We start from the raw sequence: 22,749 nt of genomic DNA on the forward strand, positions 1-22,749 counted from the left end.
GGCATTCCCCACTGATTTGAATCCATCAAATCACAGCAAGGTCGATGCCAGCGTTTTTACACAGCCTGGGCCAAAAACAGCCGCTCACAAGCGACCATCTCCCACAAAAGCTGACGGTGGAACCAAGCAAAAATCATCCAAGAACGCCGGCGCTTTGGGAAAAAATACTTAAAACATGAACGTAGGTATGACTGGAATGAGCGACAGTCGGAAACTCCAGCGGCGGCTGATTAGATCATCCGGAAGGTCAATGTCGAAGTCCTCTTGTAGCTGAAGGCACTTTTCCGGATTGGCCTTAGCCCCGCCAGCGGAAGTGGTATCCAATTGCGGTAGAGGGCTGGCGGCACAGACTAAACCACTGAGCACCGCACCGCAAAGTGTCAAGCTTGATCGAATCCTTGTTGATTGCATCTATGCACTCCGCTTCACCAAGCGTACTGAAGGCGCAGGGTCCAAGTGTTCACGTCCGGAGAGCCAGTACGTTCTGAAACGGTATCCGAGTAGGCGATCAAGCCACCAAACTGCGGCGACAGCATGAAGCCAACACTGGCGCCGAACAGACCGTTTTCCTGTTTGTTGTCCTGCCAGTCGCCATTGATTTTGGTTTCGCCGCCGCGGTTGTATGTGGCGTCCAAAGAGGCCCACAGCGCGCGGTTGATGGTGTAGCTGTAGTGGGTTTCGATGCCATAAAGCGGTTTTTGCTCAAGCTTGCCATCGCCGTGGTAGTCGTTGTTGTCGCCGTACATCGACACGTAGGTGTTGAACTCAAGCCAGGTCGGGCCGATGGGCGTGCCGAAGGCGATTTCCGGTTTGAACGCCCAACGGTTGGAACCGATGTTGATGATCCGGTCCTTATCGTAGTCCCCGGTGGGTACGGTGATCCACAAGGCGCCGGTGAGGAAGGTCTCTGGAGTCCAGTTGGCGAACTCTTCCTTGGTCAGCGCCGGGCCACCGAACAGGTTGTGCACCAGAACGAACTGGGTGTCAGCCATGCCACCGTTGTGCTTGGTGCCGTCGAAGAACTGCGCGTTATCGAACGACGCGGAGATGTCGGCATAGGGTTGCAGAATCTGGATCGCACTATTGCGCCCGTCGACGGCAAACGAGCGAGCATAACGAGCGATATACAGATCGGCATTCAGCGACAAGCCATCAATGGGCAACGAGGTATCTATTGGGGTGTTGGTGTCGATCCGGCTGTAATATCCGAACACCATGTTCAGGTCAGTTGGCAGGTTTTGCCAGTCTCGCGCATTGTCTGCGAAACCGAGCATGGGTGTCAGCGTCAGGATGACGGCGGTGAAACGGCCTAGTCTTGAAAGTGAACCCATTGTGTAGCTCCGTATGAAGGTGAGCCGGCCTTGAGTTAAAGATGTTCAGGCGGACAGCACCGAAATTTTCATTCGACATTGGTGATTTCTTGCTATGGCGGTTAGCGACCGCAACAGGCCATAAACGGGCCTTTCAGTTCCAGCAAGTATTGTTATTTTCCAAAAGTGACGTTGATACCAGCGAACAGTGTGAACTGCGGGAGACCATCGCCTTTACGCTCAACAGTCCACTGCGGCTCAATGAAAGCGTTGAGAATATTACTCCCTGACTTCCACGCCTTACCCAAGCCCAACCCCACTGGAATGTAATGGGAGTCGTTCTTCAAATCGAAGGTCCAGGTTCCGGTCGAGCGCAGATACCAGCCCTTTTCCAGGTTGTGAATGATGAAAGGCTGGAAAGTGGCTGACTCCACGTGTGGACGGTCATGATCACCGGCGAACGAACTCTGGTATTGAACGAGCGCTCCAAGCAACCCGCGAGGCGAGGAGTCGATCGCAATGGCAGATAGGCCGGCCTGCCATTTGCCTGTACCTAATTCGTCCTGTTCGGCGGTAGGCGCAGTGATTTGGGGTCCTACGCCCAACTGCACTCCTTCAGTCTTGAGCAGGAAAATATCGAACACGTTAAGGTCGCCAATGCCGGTGCTGTAGCCATCATGTGGGTCTGGACGCGTGCTAACGGGAAGCGTGAAGCGCAAGAGTTGTGGAACGCCTATGAAATCATTTGGAGCCATAGGCAGCGCACCTCGCAGCAACGCATCATTAGTGTGAACGTTGGTATCGAAGAGCTTGGGCGTGTAGTAATCCTGAAAGTTAAGGCCAGGTGCCAAATTCAATGGGTTGTTGCTTTTATTGGCTGTATCCGCGTTGTCCGCCTGTACGCTTACCGCAAGCGGAGCCAACGTTGATATCAATGTCGCTTGCGCAAGAAGACGTCTGATCATGAGCTTTTCCCAGTAAATACAGCTGATAACAATCAACTATGCGCTGACGATTACAGGCCTCTGATTGATTTCACCCCGATACCTCTGCACCGATAAATTGGGAAGACCTGTGAGGTTGGAGGCTGATGCTCACTCTCAGTTGAAAGCAATGATCAAAGGTCTAGTCTCAGACCAACAGGCTGTTCGCGTTACCCTCCTTGCTCGCAGGGCAACGCGAATGTGTTCCTATTGTTTAACCAGGTCACTTGGCTTCCAGCTCTGGTCAAAGAACGCCTGCTTCGGCCCATACAGCCGCACGATCACCAAAAAGCCTTTTTCCGGTACGGTCTTGATCCAGTTCTTGCCCTTGCCCGGAGAGTTCGGGCCGAAGTAAATATCGGTGGAGCCGTCGCTGTTCTGCGCCGGTTTATCCATCTGATTGAGGGACGGAAACGGCTGGCCGTTGTCCAGACCTGACGCGGTCAGGTTGTCGTAGGCGGTGACCGACCAGAACAATGCCGCCGGTACATTTGCCGGGAGGTTGAGCTTGTAGGTCTGGGCGCCGTCGAGGAACCTGCCCTCGGCGTCGCGGGTGGTGGCGGGATACTTGGCGCCGGCGCCGACCATGTTCATGACCATGCCCGGGCTGTCCGAGTAGGCCGAAGTGAAGAACGCCACACGCTGCTCAAGATTGGTGAAGCTGCCACTGGACTGAAACTCGGTGTTCTCCCCGGCGAACGTGTTCACGTACTGACGATCCTTGTAGTACAGGCCGCCCGGCTCTTTCAGCAGTAAATGACTGGTCACCACCTTGCTCATCTTGAACGCGGTGCGCGCTGCTTCATCCAGCAACTTGCGCCGCTCGGCATCCGGGGCGAAGGGTTTGCCCTTCTCGATGCCCAGGGTGTGCAGGAAACCGCGCATGTCCATGTCCGCCGGGTCTACTGCTTCGGCGTCGATGAAGCGCGACAGCATATCGAAGTAGCGACCGTCCTCGGGGAACAGCATGTTGATCGGTGCGCCAGTGGCGTCGGGGAATTGCATCGGCAGGGCCGAGTCCTTCTTGCCCAACGGATAGATCTTCGTACGCTCGACTTCGGCCACCGGCACGCTGAGGTCTTTCGGGTCCTTGAAAAAGGTGCGCCAGAATAGAAACACGTTGTTGCTGCGCGATCGATAGACATACCCCTCGGTGGGTTCCGGCCCTTTGTAATCTGGGGGCAACAGCACATAGGTACCGCCCTTGCCCTTGTCAGGGCCGGCCAGGCCAACGTCACCGCGCCAGGTTTTGCCGTCGATGGTCGGGCCAACGATCGGGCGCTGAAAGAAGTCATCGAACATGCCTTGCACACCGGGCGGAGCTTCAACCACCAGTGGGCCGTACTTCTGCAAATCCAGATAACTCATGGCATAGACAAGGTCGGAGTTCGGCGTCGTCACCAGCGTCTTGGCATTGATGCGCTTTTTCCAGGTCGGCAGGATGTTGTAGCCAGCGCCGAATTGCTTCTCCGAGGCTTCCTTCATCGACCAGATGTTGATCGCCGGCAAAGCCCACAGATACGACTGCACGGCGCGCTGGAACACCAGCTCATCGATCAGGCTGCGTGCAGCCGCTTCGGTCGGGAAGCCCTTTTCGAAAGGCTGGTTCGCCAGTTCCTCATAGCGTGTCGCGGCATCGGCCAGGCCGTTCAGGGAAATGGCTACGGCCAAGGCCGTCAGTGTGGTGCGCAAACGGTTCATCGGCTGTCCTTATGAACGCAGTTGGAAGATCGGTTCAGTTGACCTTGACTACCGCCGGTGGCGTCCACTGGCCATTCATCGCGGCCGCTTCCGGCCAGTAGGCGCGAACGTAGAGCGAGAAGTCAGCGCCTTTAGGCGCGGGAAGCCAGTTGTTTTCCTTGTCAGCGCCCGGCGAATCACTCTGCACGTAAAGCGTCAGCGAGCCATCGGCGTTGGTCTTGAGCGACTTGTTCTTGGTGCCGAGCGAATAGCGCCCCAACGGGTTTTCGGCGAAGAAATGCTGTTGGTTGTATAGCGTCAGCGACCAGAAGCCCTTGACCGGCGGCAGCGCGCCTTTGAGGAAGGTCACGCTGTAGCGCTGGGCGCCGTTGAGCCGGATGCCAGACTCGTCCAGATCCTGGTAGAAATACTTGGTCTCGATCTGTTTGTTGACGAAGATGTTCGATCGGGCGACCGCCGTACGTAGGAAGTAATCGGTGCCAAACGCCGCGCCGTTGCTGATGGTGCTCCAGTGGTGCGGCAACTGTTGGCCGTAGTTGCGGAACTGCAGCAGCGGTTTGACCACCTCACTGTCAGCCTTCTGCGCTTCGTCGATCATGGCTTTTTTCAGCTTGGGATCACGTTGGGCAATTTGTGCCAGCACCGACAATTGTGCATAGAGCGCCTCCTCTCCCGGAAGCGGTTTGGCGTCCTTGAGAATCGCCGGCAGTTCATCGAAGAACTTTTCCGGAAGCACCCAGCGGGTCTCCTCGTCACCCGACGCCTCGGCAGGGAATTTCGGCGACTGGCTCCAGTCACGCTGCTTGAGTTTGCCGTCGTACTTGGACAGCGGGTACATATCGATGCCCGACAGATAGTGCTGAATGGCCTTGCGATCTTCGGCAGTATCGTCCTGAAACACTCGCGGAATCACGAAGCCGGTATTGCTCTTTGCGCGAAACACCTGGGTGATGCCTTCCGGCACTTTGCCGTTCCAGTCCGGCCCCACCAACAGATAGAAGCCAGGTTTGGTGCCGTACATCTTGCCCAGCTCGGCGAAACTGTCGGAACGCAAGTCCACCAATTGATACACCCAGAAACGCTCGCCGAAGTCCGGCACCTGAATCACCACCGGTTCGATATCCAGCGCAATGCTGCCCGCACCATAGACCACGTCCTGGTTCGGACAGGCTACCAGCCGCTCACCGGGGGAAATGTAATCGGTGAGCATCGACAGATGATTGATCGGCGCTACGGGCACTATGCCACCCATCAGGCCCGGCTCCGGCAGATCTTTGAACTTCTGCCGCCGGTTGAAGATATTGGCCATCGGCCAACCCCAGAAATACGCCTCCCGCGCCATCATCCGTACGTAAGTTTCGGTCACCTTCACATCGGCTTCGGGCCTAGAAACTTGCGCCACCGAAGAGGTCTGTGCCTGTACGGCCACTGCGCCGAGCAATACTGCAGTGGCGAGCAGGCCGCTGACGAATAAAGGCGCTTTGTTCATACGGAAGCTTCCTTGCTTGGGCGGTTTCTCGGAGAGCGAATCTTCTGACTAAAGATTGACCGTTAGAAAAACTAGCAGAGGAACCGGGATCAGCCAGAAAAAGGCATGAGACATTACAATTATATTTCCATTTCTGATAACCGCTTCTGAGCGGGACTTATCTATTAAAGGCTGCTCTCTTGCCTTCTGAATGGCAGCCGATAGTTGCCCTTGACGAATGACTACCTCAAGTCAAAAGCACCCTCTTCTACAGACTCATCCACGCATCCAACCAAACCCCACACCCGATTTACCATTAAACTCTCCCCCCTCACGCCGCTCTCCTCTTCCCTGCGGCTCACCTGATTGTTTGCGGAGTTTGCCTTGCGTCTGTTTCACACCTCCGACTGGCACCTGGGGCAGAACCTCCATGGCCAGGAACGCGATTTCGAGCATGCCTGCTTTCTTGAATGGCTGTTGCGCCAGCTGGCGCTGCACAGCCCTGATGTGCTGCTGATCGCTGGCGATATCTTCGACACGGTCAACCCGCCGGTCAAAGCCCAGGAGCGGCTGTACGACTTTATTGTCAGCGCCCATGAACAGCAGCCCGGCCTGACCATTGTGATGATTGCCGGCAACCATGACTCGGGTTCGCGCATCGAGTTGCCGGCGCCTTTGATGCGGCGTCTGCGTACCCATGCCCTGGGCCGGGTGCTGTGGCTGGACGATGGGCAGTTGGACAGCGAGCGTCTGTTGCTGCCGTTGCCGGATGCCAGCGGCGCGATTGCCGGCTGGTGCCTGGCGCTGCCGTTCCTGCGGCCGGCGGAAGTCACCGGGCCGCACCTGGGCGACGATTACCTGCGGGGCATCGGCCAGGTGCATGAGTGGCTGATCGCCGCGGCCAACGCCAAGCGTCAGCCGGGCCAGGCGCTGGTCGCCATCAGCCACGCGCACATGGCCGGCGGTTCGGTCTCGGAAGACTCCGAGCGCAGCCTGATCATCGGCAACGCCGAGGCCCTCCCCGCCAGCCTGTTCGGCCCGAGCATCAGCTACGTGGCCCTGGGGCATCTGCACAAGCCGCAGAAGGTCAATGGCGAGGAGCGCATCCGCTACAGCGGCTCGCCGATCCCACTGTCGTTCTCCGAGATCGGCTACCAGCACCAGATCCTCGATATCCAGCTCGACGGCGAGACCCTGGTCAGCGTCGAACCACGGCTGATCCCGCGGGCGGTCAACCTGCAACGCCTGGGCCCGGCGCCGCTGGCGGAGATCCTGCTGCAACTGGCCGAGTTGCCGGACATCGACCTGCTGGCCGAAGAACAGCGCCAGCCCTGGCTGGAAGTGCGGGTGCGCCTGGACGAGCCGCAGCCGGACCTGCGCCAGCAAGTGGAAAGCGCCCTGCAGGGCAAGGCCGTGCGCCTGGTGCGGATTGCCGCCGAATACGCCGGCAATGGCGGCCGCGAGGGCGACGACGGCGCCGCGCAACTGGTGGAGCTGGACCAGCTCAGCCCACAGGACCTGTTCAGCCGCGCCTGGCTGGACAGCTACGGCAGCGAGGTGGACGAACAGACCCTCAAGGACTTCGCGCAACTGCTCCAGGAAGTACAGCACGAGGAGGAGCAGCCATGAAGATTCTTGCCATCCGCCTGAAGAACCTGGCCTCCCTGGCCGGCCCCTTTGAAATCGACTTCACCGCCGAGCCCCTGGCCAGCGCCGGGCTGTTCGCCATTACCGGACCCACCGGCGCCGGCAAGAGCACCCTGCTCGACGCCCTGTGCCTGGCGCTGTTCGGCGCGGTGCCGCGGCTGAACAATATCGGCCGCGAAACCAAGGTGCCGGAGGTCGACAGCGAAATGCTCACCAGCGACCCGCGCACCCTGCTGCGCCGTGGCACCGGCAGCGGTTACGCCGAGGTCGACTTCGTCGGCATCGACGGCCATCGCTACCGCGCCCGCTGGGAAACCAACCGCGCCCGGGACAAGGCCAACGGCAAGCTGCAGGCCAGCAAGCAGAGCCTGCACGACCTGGACAGCAACCAACTGCTGGCCAGCCAGAAGCGCGACTACGAACAACTGATCGAAGCCAAGCTGGGGCTCAACTTCGAGCAGTTCACCCGCGCGGTGATGCTGGCCCAGAGCGAGTTCAGCGCCTTTCTCAAGGCCGACGACAAGGAACGCAGCGAGCTGCTGGAAAAGCTCACCAACACCTCGATCTACAGCCAGCTCGGGCGGCGCGCCTACAGCAAGAGCAAGGACGCCGAGGAACAGCACAAGACCCTCAAGGCCCAGGCCAGCGGCATCACCCCGCTGGAGCCCGAGGCGCGGGCCGAACTGGACCAGCACTTCGACGCCGCCCAGCAGCAGCTCAAGGCCCAGCAGGCGCAGCTCAAGCAGTTGGAGCTGCAACACGCCTGGCTCAAGGAATTGCAGCAGTTGCAAGACCAGCAACAGAGCGCCGCCGAGCAACTGCAACAGGCACAAACAGCCTGGGAAGGCCTGGCCAGCGAACGGACCCGGCTGACCCGCCTGGAGCAGCTGGCGCCGCAACGCCATCAGTTCGCCCGGCAGGTGGAACTGAACCAGCAACTGACGCCGCTGCGCGAACAGATCCAGCAACAACGCCAGCAACAAGGCGCAGAGCAACAACGCCAAAGCGAACTGGAGCAGCAACTGGCCAGCGCCCAGGCCGCGCTGCTCGCCGCCCAGGAACAGCAAAACACCAGCGCGCCGCTGCTGCGCGAGGCCTTTGCCGAGCAAAGCACCCTCGCCCACCTGGGCAAGACCGGCGGTGAAGCCGGCGAACTCAAGGACAAGCTGCAACAGGCCAGCGAACAAGGCCAGCAGGCGATCCAGGCCATGCTCGAACAGCAGCGCCTAGTGGGCGAACGCTTGCAGCGGATTGCCGAGCAGCTGGAACACAGTACTCATCTGGCGCCGCTGAGCGATGCCTGGAACGCCTACCGCGATCGCCTGCAACAGCTGATGCTGGCCGGCAACCGGCTGAACAAGGGCCAGGAAGAACTGCCCGGCCTGCAACAACGGGCCGCCAGCGCCGCGCAGCAACTGGCCGCGCAACGTGATGAACTGCAAGTGCTGTACAGCGAAGCCGGCGCCGAGCCCCACGCGGTGGCCGAACAGTTGCAGATCCTCAGTGACCTGCTGCAAGACAACCGCAAGCAACAGCGCGCCTTCGAAGAACTGGCGCGGCTGTGGGCCAGCCAACAGGAACTGGACAAACGCGGCGCGGAACTGGCGGACAAACTGCAGGCCGCGGCGCGCGAGCGCGAAGAGCTGAACCGGATCGGCCTGCAGAGCAAGGCGGAACTGACAGTCGCCGAACAGACCCTGACGGTGACCCAGCAGCTACTGGAGCGCCAGCGCCTGGCGCGCAGTGCCAGTGTCGAAGAGCTGCGCGAACAGTTGCAGGACGATCAGCCCTGCCCGGTCTGCGGCAGCCACGAGCATCCCTACCATCAGCCCGAGGCGCTGTTGCAGAGCCTGGGACGCCACGACGAAAGCGAAGAAGCCAACGCGCGCAAGGCGGTGGATGAACTCAAGGAGAAACTCGCCGAGCTGCGCAGCCAGGTCGGCGGCCTGATCGCCCAGCAGAAGGAATTCCTCCAGCAACAGGAGCAGTTGGCAAGCCAGCAGCAGGCCCTGGCGCCAAGCATCGAAGCCCATCCGTTGTCGGCAGCGCTGCTCGACCAGGACGCCGGCAAGCGCGATGCCTGGCTGAACCAGCAACTGAGCCAGTTGAACCAGAGCATCCAGCAGGACGAACAGCGCCAAGGCGCCCTGCTGAAACTGCAAAAGGACGCCGGGCGCCTGCAACAGCAACTGCAAGCAGCGATCGAAGCCAGCCACGAGGCCACGCACCACCTGACCCAACAGCAACAGCAGCTGGGCGCGGACCGCCAGCGCCTGGAAGAAGAGCTGTCGGCCTTCGCCACCCTGCTGCCGGCCGACACCCTCGAAGCCCTGCGCAACGACCCGGCCGCGACCTTTATGCAGATCGACCAGCAGGTCATGCAGCGCCTGGAGCAGCTCGACCAGCAGAAGGAAGAAGCGCAAGAGCAGCAACAGCGCCAGCTGGCCCTGGACAAGGAACAGGACCGTCAGCAGACCCGCGTGCAGCAACTGCAAGCCACCCAGGAGCAATTCAATGCCCTGGCCGAACAGCAGCAGGCGGCCCGCAACAAGCTCGTGCAACTGCTGGGCGAACACGCCAGTGCCGAGCAGTGGCAGCAGCATCTGGAACAGGCCGTGGAACAGGCGCGCGCCGCCGAGGTGCTGGCCAACCAGCAGTTGCAGGAAGTCCGCCGCCTGCTGGTGCAGCTAGGCGCGGAACTGCAAGGCAAGGAGGAGCGCCTGCTGGCCCTGGAAGCCGAGCAGCAGGAACTGGGCAGCAAGATCGCCGACTGGCGCCAGCAGCACCCGGAGCTGGACGACGGCGCGCTGGAGCAATTGCTCAGCCTCGACGACCAGCAGGTCGCCGCGCTGCGCCAGCAGTTGCAAGAGCGCGAAAAGGCGGTGGAACAGGCCAAGGTCCTGGTCACCGAACGCGAGCAGCGCCTGCACAGCCATCAGGCCCAACACGACGGCCAGCTCGACGCCGAACAGCTGGCCGGCGCCCTGGGCGAGCTGCACAACCAGCTGGCCGCCAGCGAACAGCTGAGCGCCGAACTGCGCGCCCAGCAGACCGAGGACCAGCGTCGGCAAGACGCCAACCAGGCGCTGGGCGAACAGATCGCCCAGGCCTACAGCGAATGGCAGCGCTGGGCTCGGCTCAATGCCTTGATCGGTTCGGCCAGCGGCGACACCTTCCGCAAGATCGCCCAGGCCTACAACCTCGATCTGCTGGTGCATCACGCCAACGCGCAACTGCGCCAGCTGGTACGGCGCTATCGCCTCAAGCGCGGCGGCAGCATGCTCGGCCTGTTGGTGATGGACACGGAAATGGGCGATGAACTGCGCTCGGTGCATTCGCTGTCCGGCGGCGAGACCTTTCTGGTGTCCCTGGCGCTGGCCCTGGGCCTGGCATCCATGGCGTCCAGCACGCTGAAGATCGAGTCGCTGTTTATCGACGAAGGCTTCGGCAGCCTCGATCCGGAATCCCTGCAACTGGCGATGGACGCCCTCGACGGCTTGCAGGCCCAGGGGCGCAAGGTGGCGGTGATTTCCCACGTGCAGGAAATGCACGAGCGGATTCCGGTGCAGATCCAGGTACGGCGCCAGGGCAACGGCCTGAGCACCCTGGAGGTGAAATGAATACGTTGTATTCGTTCCGCCGCTGCCCCTACGCCATGCGTGCGCGCCTCGCGCTGCGCTACAGCGGGGTGCCGCTGGAGATCGTCGAAGTCAGCCTCAAGGCCAAGCCGGCGGCGATGCTGGCGCTGTCGCCCAAGGGCACGGTGCCGGTGCTCAGCGTTGACGGCCGGGTGATCGACGAAAGCCTGGACATCATGCGCTGGGCCCTGGCCCAGCACGATCCGCAGGATTGGTTACTGAAGGACGATGGGCCGGCGCAGCACCGGATCGACGCGCTGATCGCGGAAAACGACCAGATGTTCAAGCTGCACCTCAATCGCTACAAATACGCCGAGCGTTATCCCGAGCAGCCGATGGAGCATTACCGCGGCCAGGGAGAAGTATTTCTACAGCAGTTGGATGGACTGTTGAGCCAGCACGATTACCTGCTGGCGGACCACCCAAGCCTGGCGGACATGGCCCTGGCGCCATTCGTGCGGCAATTCGCCCATGTCGATCGCGAGTGGTTTGCGCAGACGCCTTACCCGCATTTGCAGCGCTGGTTGCAGCGGTTCCTGGAGTCGGAGCTGTTTGTCGCGGTCATGGCCAAGGCCTGAACTTGCCCTCCCTTCTTTTGTAGGAGCGAAGCTTGCTCGCGAAAAAACACAACGATAACGCGGTGTAACGGATACATCGCCGCTGCGCGGCTATCGCGAGCAAGCTTCGCTCCTACAGAAGATTGTGTTGTTTCGAGAGTTGCATTCAGGCCAGCACACTGCACATCCGCAACGCCGAGCAATCGACGCTGAACGGGCCGAAGAACGCGGCCTTGGGTTTGGCTGGCGGGTTGCCGGCCAGCAGGCCCAGGGCCTTGGCGGTTTCGATGTTGTGGGCGATGTTGTGATTGCATTCGATGGCCCGGGCAAGCGAGCCCGCCGAGCCCTGCCCTATCCCCAGCAAGGACGCGCCATTGGTCATGAACGCCAGGACGGCAATGACCCAGAACCTGCGTCCTTTCATAGCAGCGCCACTCCCGCATCCGCAGGGTGTTCGGCGGCTTGCGCGCGGTGCTCGAACTGGATGGCCGGGTAAGCGACCTGGATCGGCGGTTGCACTGCCGACGGGGTCTGGGCCGAGAGGCTGACCAGGAGGACCATGGCCAGGTACAGGCCAATGGCGACATAGGCGCCGCGCTTGGCAGAGGTGAGGATCGAGTGGGCCATGGTGGTCTCCGTGGGCATATTTGCGTGCCCACAGAATCCGTTAAAAGCGCCCGCCGCAGAAACCACCTCGATGCATAGTCACCATCAGTTGGATTGATCGTGAATCCGCGGCCAATCAATCTTCAAGCAGGGTCAGCATGCGCTCGCGGGAGGTTTCCGGCTCGCCTTCGACGGGCTGGGCAGCCGAGAGAATCGGGGTGGAATAGAGAAACAGAAGAACCACTGCCAGACGCATCGCCATGCTGTCGATCCTTGGGAAGGAGGAGTCAATTAATTAGCGTCAAATTTAAACATATGGCGATATGACATTACCAAGCTAATTTGCCTGGCATGAGGGAAAATGTCGCATACAGGTGATGCAGGAGCGACATCAATGCCGGTCCGCTGGATGAACGAGTCCATCCAGGGAAGCCAGTGACTTCGCTCCTGCATACCTGGGCGGTGCGGGGAATTTCAGTGTTGGATCTTGTGATCCAGCGCGGCGTAGAAGTTGGCGCTCTGTTGCAGGTATTTCTGGGTGTAGGTGTTGGTCGCGGATTTTTTCTCGCTGATTTCCACGTTGGCGCTGGCTGGCAGGGCCACGGTAGCGGAGATGGCGGAAGCGGCGATCACGGAGAAGAGATTGAAGTTCATTGGGTAACCCTCGTATGCAGTCGGCTTGTTTGCCCGGAAGCCTTGATGCGCCGGGCCGTGAAGCAAAACTACGCCCGAGGGTTGGCGGGTTGAAATCTTTTCCAGCAGTAGCAGATATCAGCGTCATTAATAGAAAGGCTCAGGCCCCGTCAACCGGGGCCTGTGGCTTATTGACGCACCAGGAACTTGATATCGCTGGGTGAATCGAACGGCAGTTTCTGCACGGTCTTGCCGAGGAAACCGGTCTTGGCGTCGCGCTCGATCACCACGATTTCGTTGCTCTTCTGGTTGCCGATCAGCACGTACTTGTTGCTCGGATCGAGGCTGAACTCACGAGGGTGATCGCCCTCCACCGAACGGCGCTGGATCTCCTTGAGCTGGCCGGTGGCTTCGTCGATGGCGAACACCAGCAACTGATTGGCCGTGCCGCGGTTGCTCACGTACAGGTACTTGCCGTCTTTCGAGGCATGCAACGCGCCCGCCGCCTTCTTGTCCTTGCCACCACTGGTCAAGTCGAGGATCTGTTTCTGGCTCAGCTTGCCGTCCTGGTAATCGAACATCACCACCTGGGCGCTCATTTCCAGGGTCAGGTAGGCGTGCTTGCCATCGGCGCTGAACAGCAGGTGCCGTGGGCCGCTGCCCGGCGGCAGCTCGACGAACGCCGGCTCGGCCGCGGTCAGGGGGCGCTCGGCGTTGGCCTTGGGGTCGTAGCGGTAGACGAAGATCTTGTCCGCGCCCAGGTCGCTGGCGAACACGAACTGGCCGTCCGGCGACGACACCACCGAATGCACGTGGGCCGCCACCTGGCGCTCGGGGTTGACCCGGCTGCCTGGGTGGCTGCTGAGCTGGACCACCGGCGACAGCTTGCCATCGGCGCTGACCGGCACAACCGCGAGGCTGCCGCCCGGATCTTCGACCACCGAATAGTTGCTGACGAACAGGTAGCGGCCATCGCCGCTCAGGCTGGAATGCGTCGGCTCGTTGCCCAGGCTCTGCACCTGGTTGATCGGGCTCAGCTTGTGGCCCTTGGCTTCGATGCCGAAGCTGCTGACCCGGCCGATCGGGTCGGCTTGCCCCGGCCCGTTCTCGTTGACCACGAACAGCTGCTTCTGGTCCTTGGACAGGGTCAGCCAGGACGGGTTGGCGCTCTTGACCACCTGCAGCGGCTTGGCGTCGATCTTGCCGGTGCGGCCATCGAACTTGAGGCGGTAGATGCCTTCGCTCTGGCCCTGGGTGTAGGAACCGACCAGCAGTTCCTGGGTCTCGACCGGCGCGGCCTGCACGGCCATGGCGCCGACACTGCCAGCCATCAGCAGTGGCCAGAAGTTACGCATCCTCATGTTCATCCTCCTCATCGTTACGGGCACTGAAAGCACTCATGCACACCAGGCGGTGCTCACCGGAATCGCCGACGATGGTCCAGCTCTGCAGGGTATCGTCGAAGGTCGCGGCGTTGACCTGGGCCAGGCTGAAACTCCAGCGCTTGGCCACGCGGCCGTCCATGCATTCGATCAGCAGCTGTTGGTCGTCAAGGGTGAAGTCGAAGGCATGCAGCCCATCGATTTCCAGCATGTCGCAGGCTTGGAGGGCAGTCAGCAAAGTGTCTGTAGCGGCAGTCATGGTCGTCAGTCAGCAATGGAAAGCGGCCATGATAGCGGGTCCGGCGCGGCGCGGCTGTAGTGGCATTGCAAAGTTCGCGCGCCCCATTGCTACAAACCCTGTAGCCGCTGGCGAAGCCTGCGCCAGGGCCGAAGGCCCTCCTGGGCCCGGAAGACCGCTGCGACCGTGCCGGTCGATCGCAGCCTCGCGGGCTCGGCAGCGGCTACAGGCCATGGAGGCGGGCAATAAAAAACCGCGACCTGGGTCGCGGTTTTGGTTGATGCCTCGAAGCTTAGTGGGCGAACAGCGAGTTGCCCTTCTGCCCCGCCAGTTTCTCCGGCTTGATCAGGAACCGCGCCAGCGCCGGCAGCAGCCACAGCGCGCCGAACATGTTCCACAGGAGCATGAAGGTCAGCATCAGGCCCATGTCGGCCTGGAACTTGATGGCCGAGAAGATCCAGGTAGCCACGCCGATGGCCAGGCACAGGCCGGTGAACAGCACCGCCTTGCCGGTGGATTTCAGGGTCTGGTAGTAGGCCTCCTGCAACGGCAGGCCGGCACGCAGGAAGCTTTCCAGGCGGCTGTAGATGTAGATCCCGTAGTCCACGCCGATCCCCACCCCGAGCGCCACCACCGGCAAGGTCGCGACCTTCACGCCAATACCCATGAACGCCATCAGCGCGTTACCCAGCACCGAAGTCAGCACCAGCGGCAAGACGATGCACAGGGTCGCCGCCCAGGAGCGGAAGGTGATCATGCACATCACCGCCACGCAGATGTACACCAGCACCAGGATGGTCAGTTCCGAGCGCTTGATCACTTCGTTGGTGGCCGCCTCGATCCCGGCGTTACCCGCCGCCAGCAGGAACTCCAGACCCTCCTTGTTGTGCTCCTTGGCGAACTCCTGCACCGCATGCACCGCGCGGTCGAGGGTCTCGGCCTTGTGGTCGTTGAGGAAGATCAGCACCGGCGCCAGCGAGCAGTTGTTGTTGTACAGGCCGTCGGCCCGGGCGATGGAGTTGTTCAGCACATCCGGGTTGCGCGACAGGGTTTCCCATTTCAGGTTGCCCTCGTTCATGCCCTTGATCATCTGCTTGGACACGGTCACCAGGGAAATCGCCGACTGCACGCCCTCGGTGTTCTGCATCTTCCACATCAGCTCGTCGATCGGCGCCATGGCTTCGTAGCGCGAGCAGCCTTCGGAGGCGGTCTTGACCATCACCACCAGCACGTCGGAACTGGTGGAGTAGTTGTTGATGATGAAGTTGTTGTCCTTGTTGTAGCGCGAGTCCGGACGCAGTTCCGGCGCGCCCTGGTCGAGGTCGCCGATCTTCAGGTTCTGGCTGTACCAGAGGCCGCCACCGAAGGCCAGCAGGGCCAGGAAGATCGACACCGGGGCGACTTTCGGGCTGGCGAAATTCGACAGCAGGCGCCAGAACGGATGCTCGCGGGTGGCGTCCTTCTTGCTGCGCTCGATCGCGCGCTTGCTGATGCCGACATAGGAAATCGCCACCGGCAGCAGGATCAGGTTGGTGAACACGATCACCGCCACGCCGATGGACGCGCCGATGGCCAGTTCGCGAATCACCCCGATGTCGATGATCAACAGGGTGATGAAGCCCACGGCGTCGGCGAGGATCGCGATCATCCCCGGCAGGAACAGCTGGCGAAAGGTGCGCCGGGCGGCGGTCAGGGCGTTGTCGGCACCGCTGGATTGCAGGGCGATACCGTTGATTTTCTGCACGCCGTGGGAAATGCCGATGGCGAAGATCAGGAACGGCACCAGCATCGAATAAGGGTCGAGGCCAAAGCCCACGGCGTGCATCAGGCCCAGCTGCCAGACCACCGCCACCAGGGTGGTGATGAGCACGGCGATGGTGCTGCGGATGCACCAGGTGAACCAGTACAGCAGCACCAGGGTGATCAGGAAGGCGACGCCAAAGAACATCACCACCATGATCAGCCCGTCGATCAGGTCGCCGACCTTCTTGGCGAAACCGACGATATGAATCTTCACATTGGGGTTCTGCGCCTCGAACTTGTCGCGGATCTTTTCCTCAAGCTCGTGGGAGAACTTCTGGTAGTCCAGGGCCAGCAGCTTGCCCTGGTCCTCCGGGTCCGGGTAGGACTCCAGCAGCGGGATGTCGACGATGCTCGACTTGAAATCGTTGGCCACCAGGCGCCCGACCTGGCCCGACTTGAGTACGTTGTTGCGCAGCAGGTCGAGGCTGTCGGCCGAGCCGTTGTAGCTCTGCGGGATCACTTCGCCGCCGGCGAAGCCTTCCTCCGTCACTTCGGTCCAGCGCACGCTGGGGCTCCACAGCGATTTCAGGCCCGAGCGGTCGACGCCGGAGATGTAGAACACCTCGTCGTGGATCTGCCGCAGCGTCTCCATGTACTCCTTGGTGAAGATGTCACCGTCCTTGGCTTCCACCGAGATGCGCACGGTATTGCCCAGGTTCGCCAGGTCGTTGCGATGCTCCATCATCTTCTCGATGAAGGGATGCTCGAGCGGGATCATTTTTTCGAAGCTGGTGGACGGTTTGATCAGCGTGGCCTGCCAGAACAGGAAAACGCTGACCAGCAGGCAGATGACGATCACTGCCGGGCGGTTGTTGAAAATCAGACGCTCGAGAAACGTCGCCTTGTCGCTTTGATGACTGCTCATGGAAGTGTTCCCGCCTTCTTATTATTGGCCCGGCTTGCTTGCCCTGATTATTTTCCGAGATCGGCGCCATTCGCCGAGGTCGAGCGCACACCGCCCTGCCCCGCCAGAATCAGGTTGCCATTGCCGGCTGCGGTCACCGCTGCCAGGGAGATCCGGTCCGGACGGTTGTAGACGCTGAAGGTCAAGCCGTTGTCGGTGCTGCGCACCACGCTGCCGCCGTTGCCGACGATCACCAACGAGCCGTCGTCCAGCAGCGTGGCGCCGGACAGGCCGAACTCCAGGCTGCCGCGGGCCGCCTTGAGCTCGACCTGCTCCCAGGTGCTGCCGAAATCGGTGGAGCGATAGAGGTTGCCGCGCAGGCCGTAAGCCAGCAGCGTGGCGGGCTGGGCGGTGCCGATCACGCCGAAGAACGAACCTTCATAAGGGCCTTCGAGGCGTTCCCAGGTCTGCCCCCAATCGGCGGAGCGGAACATGCTGCCCTGCTCGCCGACGATAAACAGGCCGGAATCCTTCACCGCGGCGATGGCGTTGAGGTGGTATTGGTCTTCGTTGTCCAGGCGGTCGCTGGCGTCTTCCCAGTGCTTGCCGCCGTCGGTGGTGGCCAGCAACGCGCCGTAGGCACCCACGGCAAAACCGTTGCTGGTGTCCTGGAACCACAGGTCCAGCAGCGGCGCTTCGCGCTTGAGGTCTTCGAATTGCTTGGTCCAGGTCAGGCCACCGTCTTCGCTGGCGAGCACCTGGGCATCGTGGCCGACGGCCCAGCCGTGCTGGGCGTCGACGAAATACACCGCGGTCAGCAGCTGCCGGGTCGGTACCTTGGCCTGGGTCCAGGTCTGGCCCTGGTCGTCGGAATAGAGAATGTGCCCGCGATCGCCAACGGCGACCAGGCGCGAACCGGCATGCACGACATCGAGCATCAGGCCCTTGCTGGCCTTGGCCGATTCGGTGGAGTAGACAGTGTCCGCCGCGGACGCAGCGGCCTGGACCGGGGCCGGCAACAGGGCGACCCCCAACAGCGAGAGCGCTGTAGCCAGCAACGCAAATCTGCGCAAGGCCGGCGGGCGGCAGGAACTCACACCCATGACAGGCTCACTCATAGACCTTTCCCCCATTTATTATTGTTAGGTCGTTCAACCTTTACAGGGCGCCGTTCGGGGCATGGGATCCAGGACACCGTCCTGAAACCTGCAATCTAGAGCCCCTTCGGAAGCTGACCTATCCTATCGGGCTTTAGAAACGTCTGACAATCGACGCCACGTTATCTTTTGTTAACCACCGTACCCTGCCTGGAACCTGACTGCTCAGTCGATACTGAGGCAACGTACGAAGCGTAGCTGAGGCTGGAACACCAACGCCGCGGACTGCGCCCCTCAATCCCCAAGCATCTGCAGCCGATAGCCGCGCAAAGACTGATTCAGGCCATGGGCTGCGCCCCTGGCTTGGCTATGATTGAGCTGCGTGGTCTGCAAGCCGGACTTCAGGAGTGAGCCATGATTGCCATACGCGAGGCGTGGAAAGCCAGATTGCTGGGACGCGCGCACTGGGCCCGCAACCTGGTGTCCGGGGTGATTGTCGGCGTGGTGGCGCTGCCGTTGGCCATGGCCTTCGCCATCGCCTCCGGGGTCAAGCCTGAACAGGGGATCTACACCGCCATCGTCGGTGGCCTGCTGGTGTCGCTGTTCGGCGGCAGCCGCTTGCAGATCGCCGGGCCCACCGGAGCCTTTATCGTGATTCTGGCCGGGGTCACCGCCAAGTACGGGGTCGACGGCCTGCAACTGGCGACCATGATGGCCGGGATCATCCTGTTCCTGCTGGGCATCAGTCGCCTGGGGGCCCTGATCAAGTTCATCCCGGACCCGGTGATACTCGGCTTTACCGCCGGGATCGGGGTGATCATCTGGGTCAGCCAGTGGAAGGATTTCTTCGGCCTGCCCGCCGTCGGCGGCGAGCACTTTCACCAGAAGCTCTGGCACCTGTTGCAGGCCCTGCCCGACCTGCACCTGGCCACCACCCTGCTGGCCCTGCTCAGCCTGGCGTTGTTGTGGGGCGTGCCCAGGGTCGCGCAGCTCAAACGCCTGCCCGCGCCCCTGGTCGCCATGACCCTGGCCACGGCCCTGCAGTCACTGTTCCAGTTCGACGGCGTAGCCACCATCGGCAGTGCCTTCGGCGGCATTCCCCAGGGCTTGCCGGCGCTGCAGCTGCCCGAGATCAGCCTGCCCCGGGTGCTGGATCTGATCGGCCCGGCCTTCGCCATCGCCATGCTCGGCGCCATCGAATCGCTGCTCTCGGCGGTGGTGGCCGACGGCATGGCCGGCACCCGCCACGACTCCAACCAGGAACTGATCGGCCAGGGCATCGCCAACCTGGCCACGCCGCTGTTCGGCGGATTCGCCGCCACCGGCGCGATTGCCCGCACCGCGACCAATATCCGCAACGGCGGCAGCAGCCCGCTGGCGGGCATCGTCCACGCGCTGGTCCTGGTGCTGATCATCCTGTTTCTCGCGCCGCTGGCGGCCAATATCCCGCTGTGCGCCCTGGCCGCGATCCTGTTCGTGGTGGCCTACAACATGAGCGAGCTGCACCACTTCAAGCGCATGGTGCAACGGGCGCCCCGGGCGGACGTGGCGATTCTGCTGGCCACCTTTACCCTCACGGTATTCAGCGACCTGGTGATCGCGGTGAATATCGGGGTGATTCTGGCGATGCTGCATTTCCTGCGGCGCATGGCCTCCTCGGTGGAGGTGCAACAGGTGGTGGAACAGGACCTGCAGCACGAGCTGCACGGCAACGGCCAGCTGCATCTGCCACCGGGCGTGCTGATCTACACCATCGAGGGGCCGCTGTTCTTTGGTGCCGCGGAGACTTTCGAGCGGGCGCTGGCGCAGACCCACAGCGACCCGCGGGTGCTGATCATTCGCCTAAGACACGTGCCTTTCATGGACATCACGGGCTTGCAGATGCTGGAGGAAGTGATAGGCCAACTGCACAAGCGCGCGATTGTGGTGAAGTTGTGCGAAGCCAACCTCAAGGTCCACACCAAGCTTGAGCGGGTCGGCATCCTGCACGCCATCGGCGCGCAGAACTATCACCCTGACCTGAGCAGCGCCCTGACCACCACCCTGTAGCCGCTGCCGCAGGCTGCGAACGGCCCGCAGGGACGCAAGAGGCTGGACGGGAGATGTCAGGCAAGCCCCTGCGGGGCTTTTCGCAGGCTCGGCAGCGGCTACAGCTGTCGAGCCTACATAGGCCCAAGCCCGGGGTCAGGCGAGGCTTTTGCTCACGACCTCAAAGACATCGCTGGACAGCTCGCCGGAAGCACGAATGCGCTCCAGCTCGCCTTTCATCAGCGCCTGGCGGGCGCTGTCGTATTTGCGCCAGCGGGTCAGCGGCGCCAGTTGTCGCGAAGCGATCTGCGGGTTGAAGCCGTTGAGCTGGATCACCAGGTCGGCCAGGAAGCGGTAGCCGGAGCCGTCCGCGGCGTGGAAGTTGATCAGGTTCTGGCCGGCGAAGGCGCCGATCAGCGCGCGCACCTTGTTCGGGTTCTTGATGTTGAACGCCGGGTGCTGCATCAGGGCCTTGACCCGCTCCAGCCCGCCCGGCAGCGTGCTGCCGGCCTGGACGCTGAACCACTGGTCCATGACCAGGGCGTTGTCCTTGAAGTGCTCGGCGAACACCGCCAGGGCCTTGGCCTTCTCGGCCTCGAACGGCGAGTTGACCAGCACCGCCAGCGCGGTCAGGCGCTCGGTCATGTTGTCGGCGGCGTCGAACTGTTCGATGGCGGCCGCCAGCACTTGCGGCTTCTCGGTGAGCATCAGGTACGACAGCGCGATGTTTTGCAGGGCGCGGCGAGCGAAGTGCTCGGACTCGGCCACATAGGCGGTGGCCTTGGAGACCTCGCGATTGGCCTGGTAACGCTTCCACAATGCATCGAACAGGCGGTCGGCCAGTTGCTGGCGGGCGAACTCGCGCGCCACGTGAATGGCCTCGACATCCGCCACTTCGCTGATCTCGGTCAGGTAGGCCTCGCCCGGCAGCGAAAGCATTTCCGCGACCATGGCCTGGTCCAGGCTGTCATCGGCCAGCAGCGTGCCCAGCGCGGTGACCAGACGCTGGTCCAGCACCAGCGCCTGGCCCTGCTGATGCTGGGCAATCAGGTCTTGCAGCACCTGCACCGCCAGTTGCTGGCCGGCGTCCCAACGGTTGAAACCGTCGCTGTCGTGCTGCATGAGGAACATCAGCTGGTCGCGGTTGTACGGGAAGCTCAGCTTCACCGGCGCCGAGAAGCCGCGGAGCAAGGACGGCAGTGGCTGTTCGGCGATGTCGACGAAGGTGAAGGTCTGCTCGGCTTCGGTCACCGAGATCACCCGCGAAGTGCCTTGCGCGGCGGCTTCGCCAGCCAGGCGCAGGGCAATCGCCGCACCCTGGGAGTCCAGCAGGCCCAGCTCGACCGGAATCACGAACGGCAGTTTTTCCACCTTGTCCGGGGTTTGCGGGCAGCTCTGGCGGAAGGTCAGGCTGTAGGTCTTCGCCGCCGCGGCATAGGCCTCGCTGACCGCCAGGCGTGGGGTGCCGGCCTGGCTGTACCAGCGCTTGAACTGGCCCAAGTCGATGCCGTTGGCGTCTTCCATGGCCTTGACGAAATCGTCGCAGGTCACGGCCTGGCCGTCGTGGCGTTCGAAGTACAGGTCGCTGCCCTTGCGGAAGCCTTCGGCGCCCACCAGGGTGCGGATCATGCCGACCACTTCCGAACCCTTCTCGTACACGGTCAGGGTGTAGAAGTTGGATATCTCGATAAAGCTTTCCGGGCGCACGGCGTGGGCCATGGGGCCGGCGTCTTCGGCGAACTGGTGGGTGCGCAGGTAGGCCACGTCCTGGATGCGCTTGACCGTGCGCGAGTTCATGTCCGAGGAGAAGCCGGCATCGCGAAATACCGTGAAGCCTTCCTTGAGCGACAGCTGGAACCAGTCGCGGCAGGTCACGCGGTTGCCCGACCAGTTGTGGAAGTATTCGTGGGCGACGATCGCCTCGACCCGCTGGTGCGCGGCGTCGGTGGCGGTTTCGGCGCGGGCCAGCACGGCGCTGGAGTTGAAGATGTTGAGGCCCTTGTTCTCCATGGCGCCCATGTTGAAGTCGTTGACCGCGACGATCATGAAGATGTCCAGGTCGTACTCACGGCCGTAGGTCTGTTCGTCCCAGCGCATGGACTTCTTCAGGCTGGTCATGGCGTGCTGGCACTTGTCGATGTTTTCCGGCTCGACGTAGATGCGCAGCGCGACTTCGCGCTGGTTCATGGTGGTGAAGCTGTCCTCGACGCACCACAAATCGCCCGCCACCAGGGCGAACAGGTAGGCCGGTTTCATGAACGGGTCTTCCCAGGTCGCCCAGTGCCGGCCGTCTTCGCCCGGCCCGCTGGCGATCGGGTTGCCGTTGGACAACAGCACCGGATAGCTGTGCTGCTCGGCCACCACGGTGGTGGTGAACTTGCTCATCACATCCGGGCGGTCGAGGTAGTAGGTGATCTTGCGAAAGCCCTCGGCCTCGCACTGGGTGCAGAACATGCCGCCGGACTTGTACAGGCCTTCCAGGGCGGTGTTGCTTTCCGGGTGGATCTTGACGCTGGTGTCGACGGTGAAGGATTCACTGGTCGGCTGCAGGGTCAGGTGGTTGGCGCTCAGCTGGTAATCCGCGGCTGTCAGCTCGCGATCGCCCAGGGACACCGACAGCAGCTCCAGCTGCTGGCCGTCGAGCACCAGCGGCGGCAGGCCGGCGCCATGCGCCGGGTTACGGCGCATCACCAGTTGCGCATGGACCAGGCTGTGGTCCTCGAACAACTCGAAGGTCAGGTGCGTTTCGTCGATCAGGTACTCGGGCGCCTGATAGTCCTTCAGGTAAATCATCTTCGGTTGTTCGGTGCGCAT

At 62.0% G+C, this 22,749-nt stretch carries 17 protein-coding genes; 4 read left to right on the forward strand and 13 right to left on the reverse strand.

Annotation, left to right across the window (positions count from 1 at the left end):
* Nucleotides 1-425 precede the first annotated feature (425 nt).
* The 4 genes from PMI20_RS19405 to PMI20_RS19420 all read right to left on the reverse strand — a co-directional run bounded on the left by PMI20_RS19405 (nt 426) and on the right by PMI20_RS19420 (nt 5,483).
* Nucleotides 426-1,331 carry a transporter gene (locus PMI20_RS19405; RefSeq protein WP_007923244.1) on the reverse strand — a complete coding sequence of 302 codons (906 nt, stop codon included), beginning with the start codon at nt 1,329-1,331 and terminating at the stop codon, nt 426-428.
* Between the two features lie 152 nt (nt 1,332-1,483).
* On the reverse strand, nt 1,484-2,275 hold the full coding sequence (locus PMI20_RS19410) for a hypothetical protein (protein WP_007923242.1): 792 nt from the start codon (nt 2,273-2,275) through the stop codon (nt 1,484-1,486).
* Nucleotides 2,276-2,500: 225 nt separating this feature from the next.
* A complete protein-coding gene (locus PMI20_RS19415; protein ID WP_007923239.1) occupies nt 2,501-3,994 on the reverse strand; it encodes a DUF1254 domain-containing protein in 1,494 nt (497 codons plus the stop codon).
* Between the two features lie 34 nt (nt 3,995-4,028).
* On the reverse strand, nt 4,029-5,483 hold the full coding sequence (locus PMI20_RS19420; protein ID WP_007923237.1) for a DUF1254 domain-containing protein: 1,455 nt from the start codon (nt 5,481-5,483) through the stop codon (nt 4,029-4,031).
* Between the two features lie 363 nt (nt 5,484-5,846).
* On the opposite strand from PMI20_RS19420, the gene PMI20_RS19425 reads away from it, so the two are divergent.
* Genes PMI20_RS19425 through PMI20_RS19435 form a run of 3 tightly spaced genes read left to right on the forward strand, consistent with a single transcriptional unit; the run spans nt 5,847 to nt 11,325 of the window.
* Nucleotides 5,847-7,091 (forward strand): exonuclease SbcCD subunit D C-terminal domain-containing protein, encoded by a 1,245-nt coding sequence (locus PMI20_RS19425; RefSeq protein ID WP_007923235.1) that lies wholly within the window; start codon nt 5,847-5,849, stop codon nt 7,089-7,091.
* On the forward strand, nt 7,088-10,729 hold the full coding sequence (locus PMI20_RS19430) for an AAA family ATPase (RefSeq protein WP_007923233.1): 3,642 nt from the start codon (nt 7,088-7,090) through the stop codon (nt 10,727-10,729). Before PMI20_RS19425 ends, PMI20_RS19430 begins: the two co-directional genes overlap by 4 nt.
* Entirely contained in the window at nt 10,726-11,325 is a 600-nt protein-coding gene (locus tag PMI20_RS19435) for a glutathione S-transferase (RefSeq protein WP_007923228.1), read from the forward strand. Before PMI20_RS19430 ends, PMI20_RS19435 begins: the two co-directional genes overlap by 4 nt.
* Before the next feature lie 145 nt (nt 11,326-11,470).
* Here PMI20_RS19435 and PMI20_RS19440 read toward each other — a convergent pair whose 3' ends face one another.
* From PMI20_RS19440 to PMI20_RS19475, 8 genes are all read right to left on the reverse strand, one after another.
* A complete protein-coding gene (locus PMI20_RS19440) occupies nt 11,471-11,728 on the reverse strand; it encodes a hypothetical protein (protein ID WP_007923226.1) in 258 nt (85 codons plus the stop codon).
* Nucleotides 11,725-11,931: a hypothetical protein gene (locus PMI20_RS19445; RefSeq protein WP_007923224.1), complete on the reverse strand. Its 207-nt coding sequence runs from the start codon at nt 11,929-11,931 to the stop codon at nt 11,725-11,727. The genes PMI20_RS19440 and PMI20_RS19445 overlap by 4 nt, the downstream gene beginning before the upstream one ends.
* A 115-nt stretch (nt 11,932-12,046) precedes the next feature.
* Nucleotides 12,047-12,172, reverse strand: coding sequence for a hypothetical protein (locus PMI20_RS19450; protein WP_007923222.1), 126 nt, complete (start codon nt 12,170-12,172; stop codon nt 12,047-12,049).
* 212 nt (nt 12,173-12,384) lie between these two features.
* Nucleotides 12,385-12,564 carry a hypothetical protein gene (locus PMI20_RS19455; RefSeq protein ID WP_007923220.1) on the reverse strand — a complete coding sequence of 60 codons (180 nt, stop codon included), beginning with the start codon at nt 12,562-12,564 and terminating at the stop codon, nt 12,385-12,387.
* A gap of 167 nt (nt 12,565-12,731) precedes the next feature.
* On the reverse strand, nt 12,732-13,904 hold the full coding sequence (locus PMI20_RS19460) for a lactonase family protein (protein WP_007923218.1): 1,173 nt from the start codon (nt 13,902-13,904) through the stop codon (nt 12,732-12,734).
* The gene (locus PMI20_RS19465) at nt 13,891-14,184 is read right to left on the reverse strand and encodes a DUF5629 family protein (protein ID WP_007923217.1); all 294 of its coding nucleotides are present in this window, start codon (nt 14,182-14,184) and stop codon (nt 13,891-13,893) included. Before PMI20_RS19465 ends, PMI20_RS19460 begins: the two co-directional genes overlap by 14 nt.
* 271 nt (nt 14,185-14,455) lie before the next feature.
* Nucleotides 14,456-16,831, reverse strand: a complete 2,376-nt coding sequence (locus PMI20_RS19470; protein ID WP_007923216.1) for an efflux RND transporter permease subunit — start codon at nt 16,829-16,831, stop codon at nt 14,456-14,458.
* Nucleotides 16,832-16,878: 47 nt separating this feature from the next.
* Nucleotides 16,879-17,928, reverse strand: a complete 1,050-nt coding sequence (locus PMI20_RS19475) for a WD40/YVTN/BNR-like repeat-containing protein (protein WP_007923215.1) — start codon at nt 17,926-17,928, stop codon at nt 16,879-16,881.
* Between the two features lie 393 nt (nt 17,929-18,321).
* Here PMI20_RS19475 and PMI20_RS19480 point away from each other — a divergent pair, with 393 nt between their 5' ends.
* The gene (locus tag PMI20_RS19480; protein ID WP_007923214.1) at nt 18,322-19,956 is read left to right on the forward strand and encodes a SulP family inorganic anion transporter; all 1,635 of its coding nucleotides are present in this window, start codon (nt 18,322-18,324) and stop codon (nt 19,954-19,956) included.
* A gap of 135 nt (nt 19,957-20,091) precedes the next feature.
* Here PMI20_RS19480 and pepN read toward each other — a convergent pair whose 3' ends face one another.
* The gene (pepN, locus tag PMI20_RS19485) at nt 20,092-22,749 is read right to left on the reverse strand and encodes an aminopeptidase N (RefSeq protein WP_007920902.1); all 2,658 of its coding nucleotides are present in this window, start codon (nt 22,747-22,749) and stop codon (nt 20,092-20,094) included.

The organism is Pseudomonas sp. GM17 (genome assembly GCF_000282175.2).
Classification (GTDB): domain Bacteria; phylum Pseudomonadota; class Gammaproteobacteria; order Pseudomonadales; family Pseudomonadaceae; genus Aquipseudomonas; species Aquipseudomonas chlororaphis.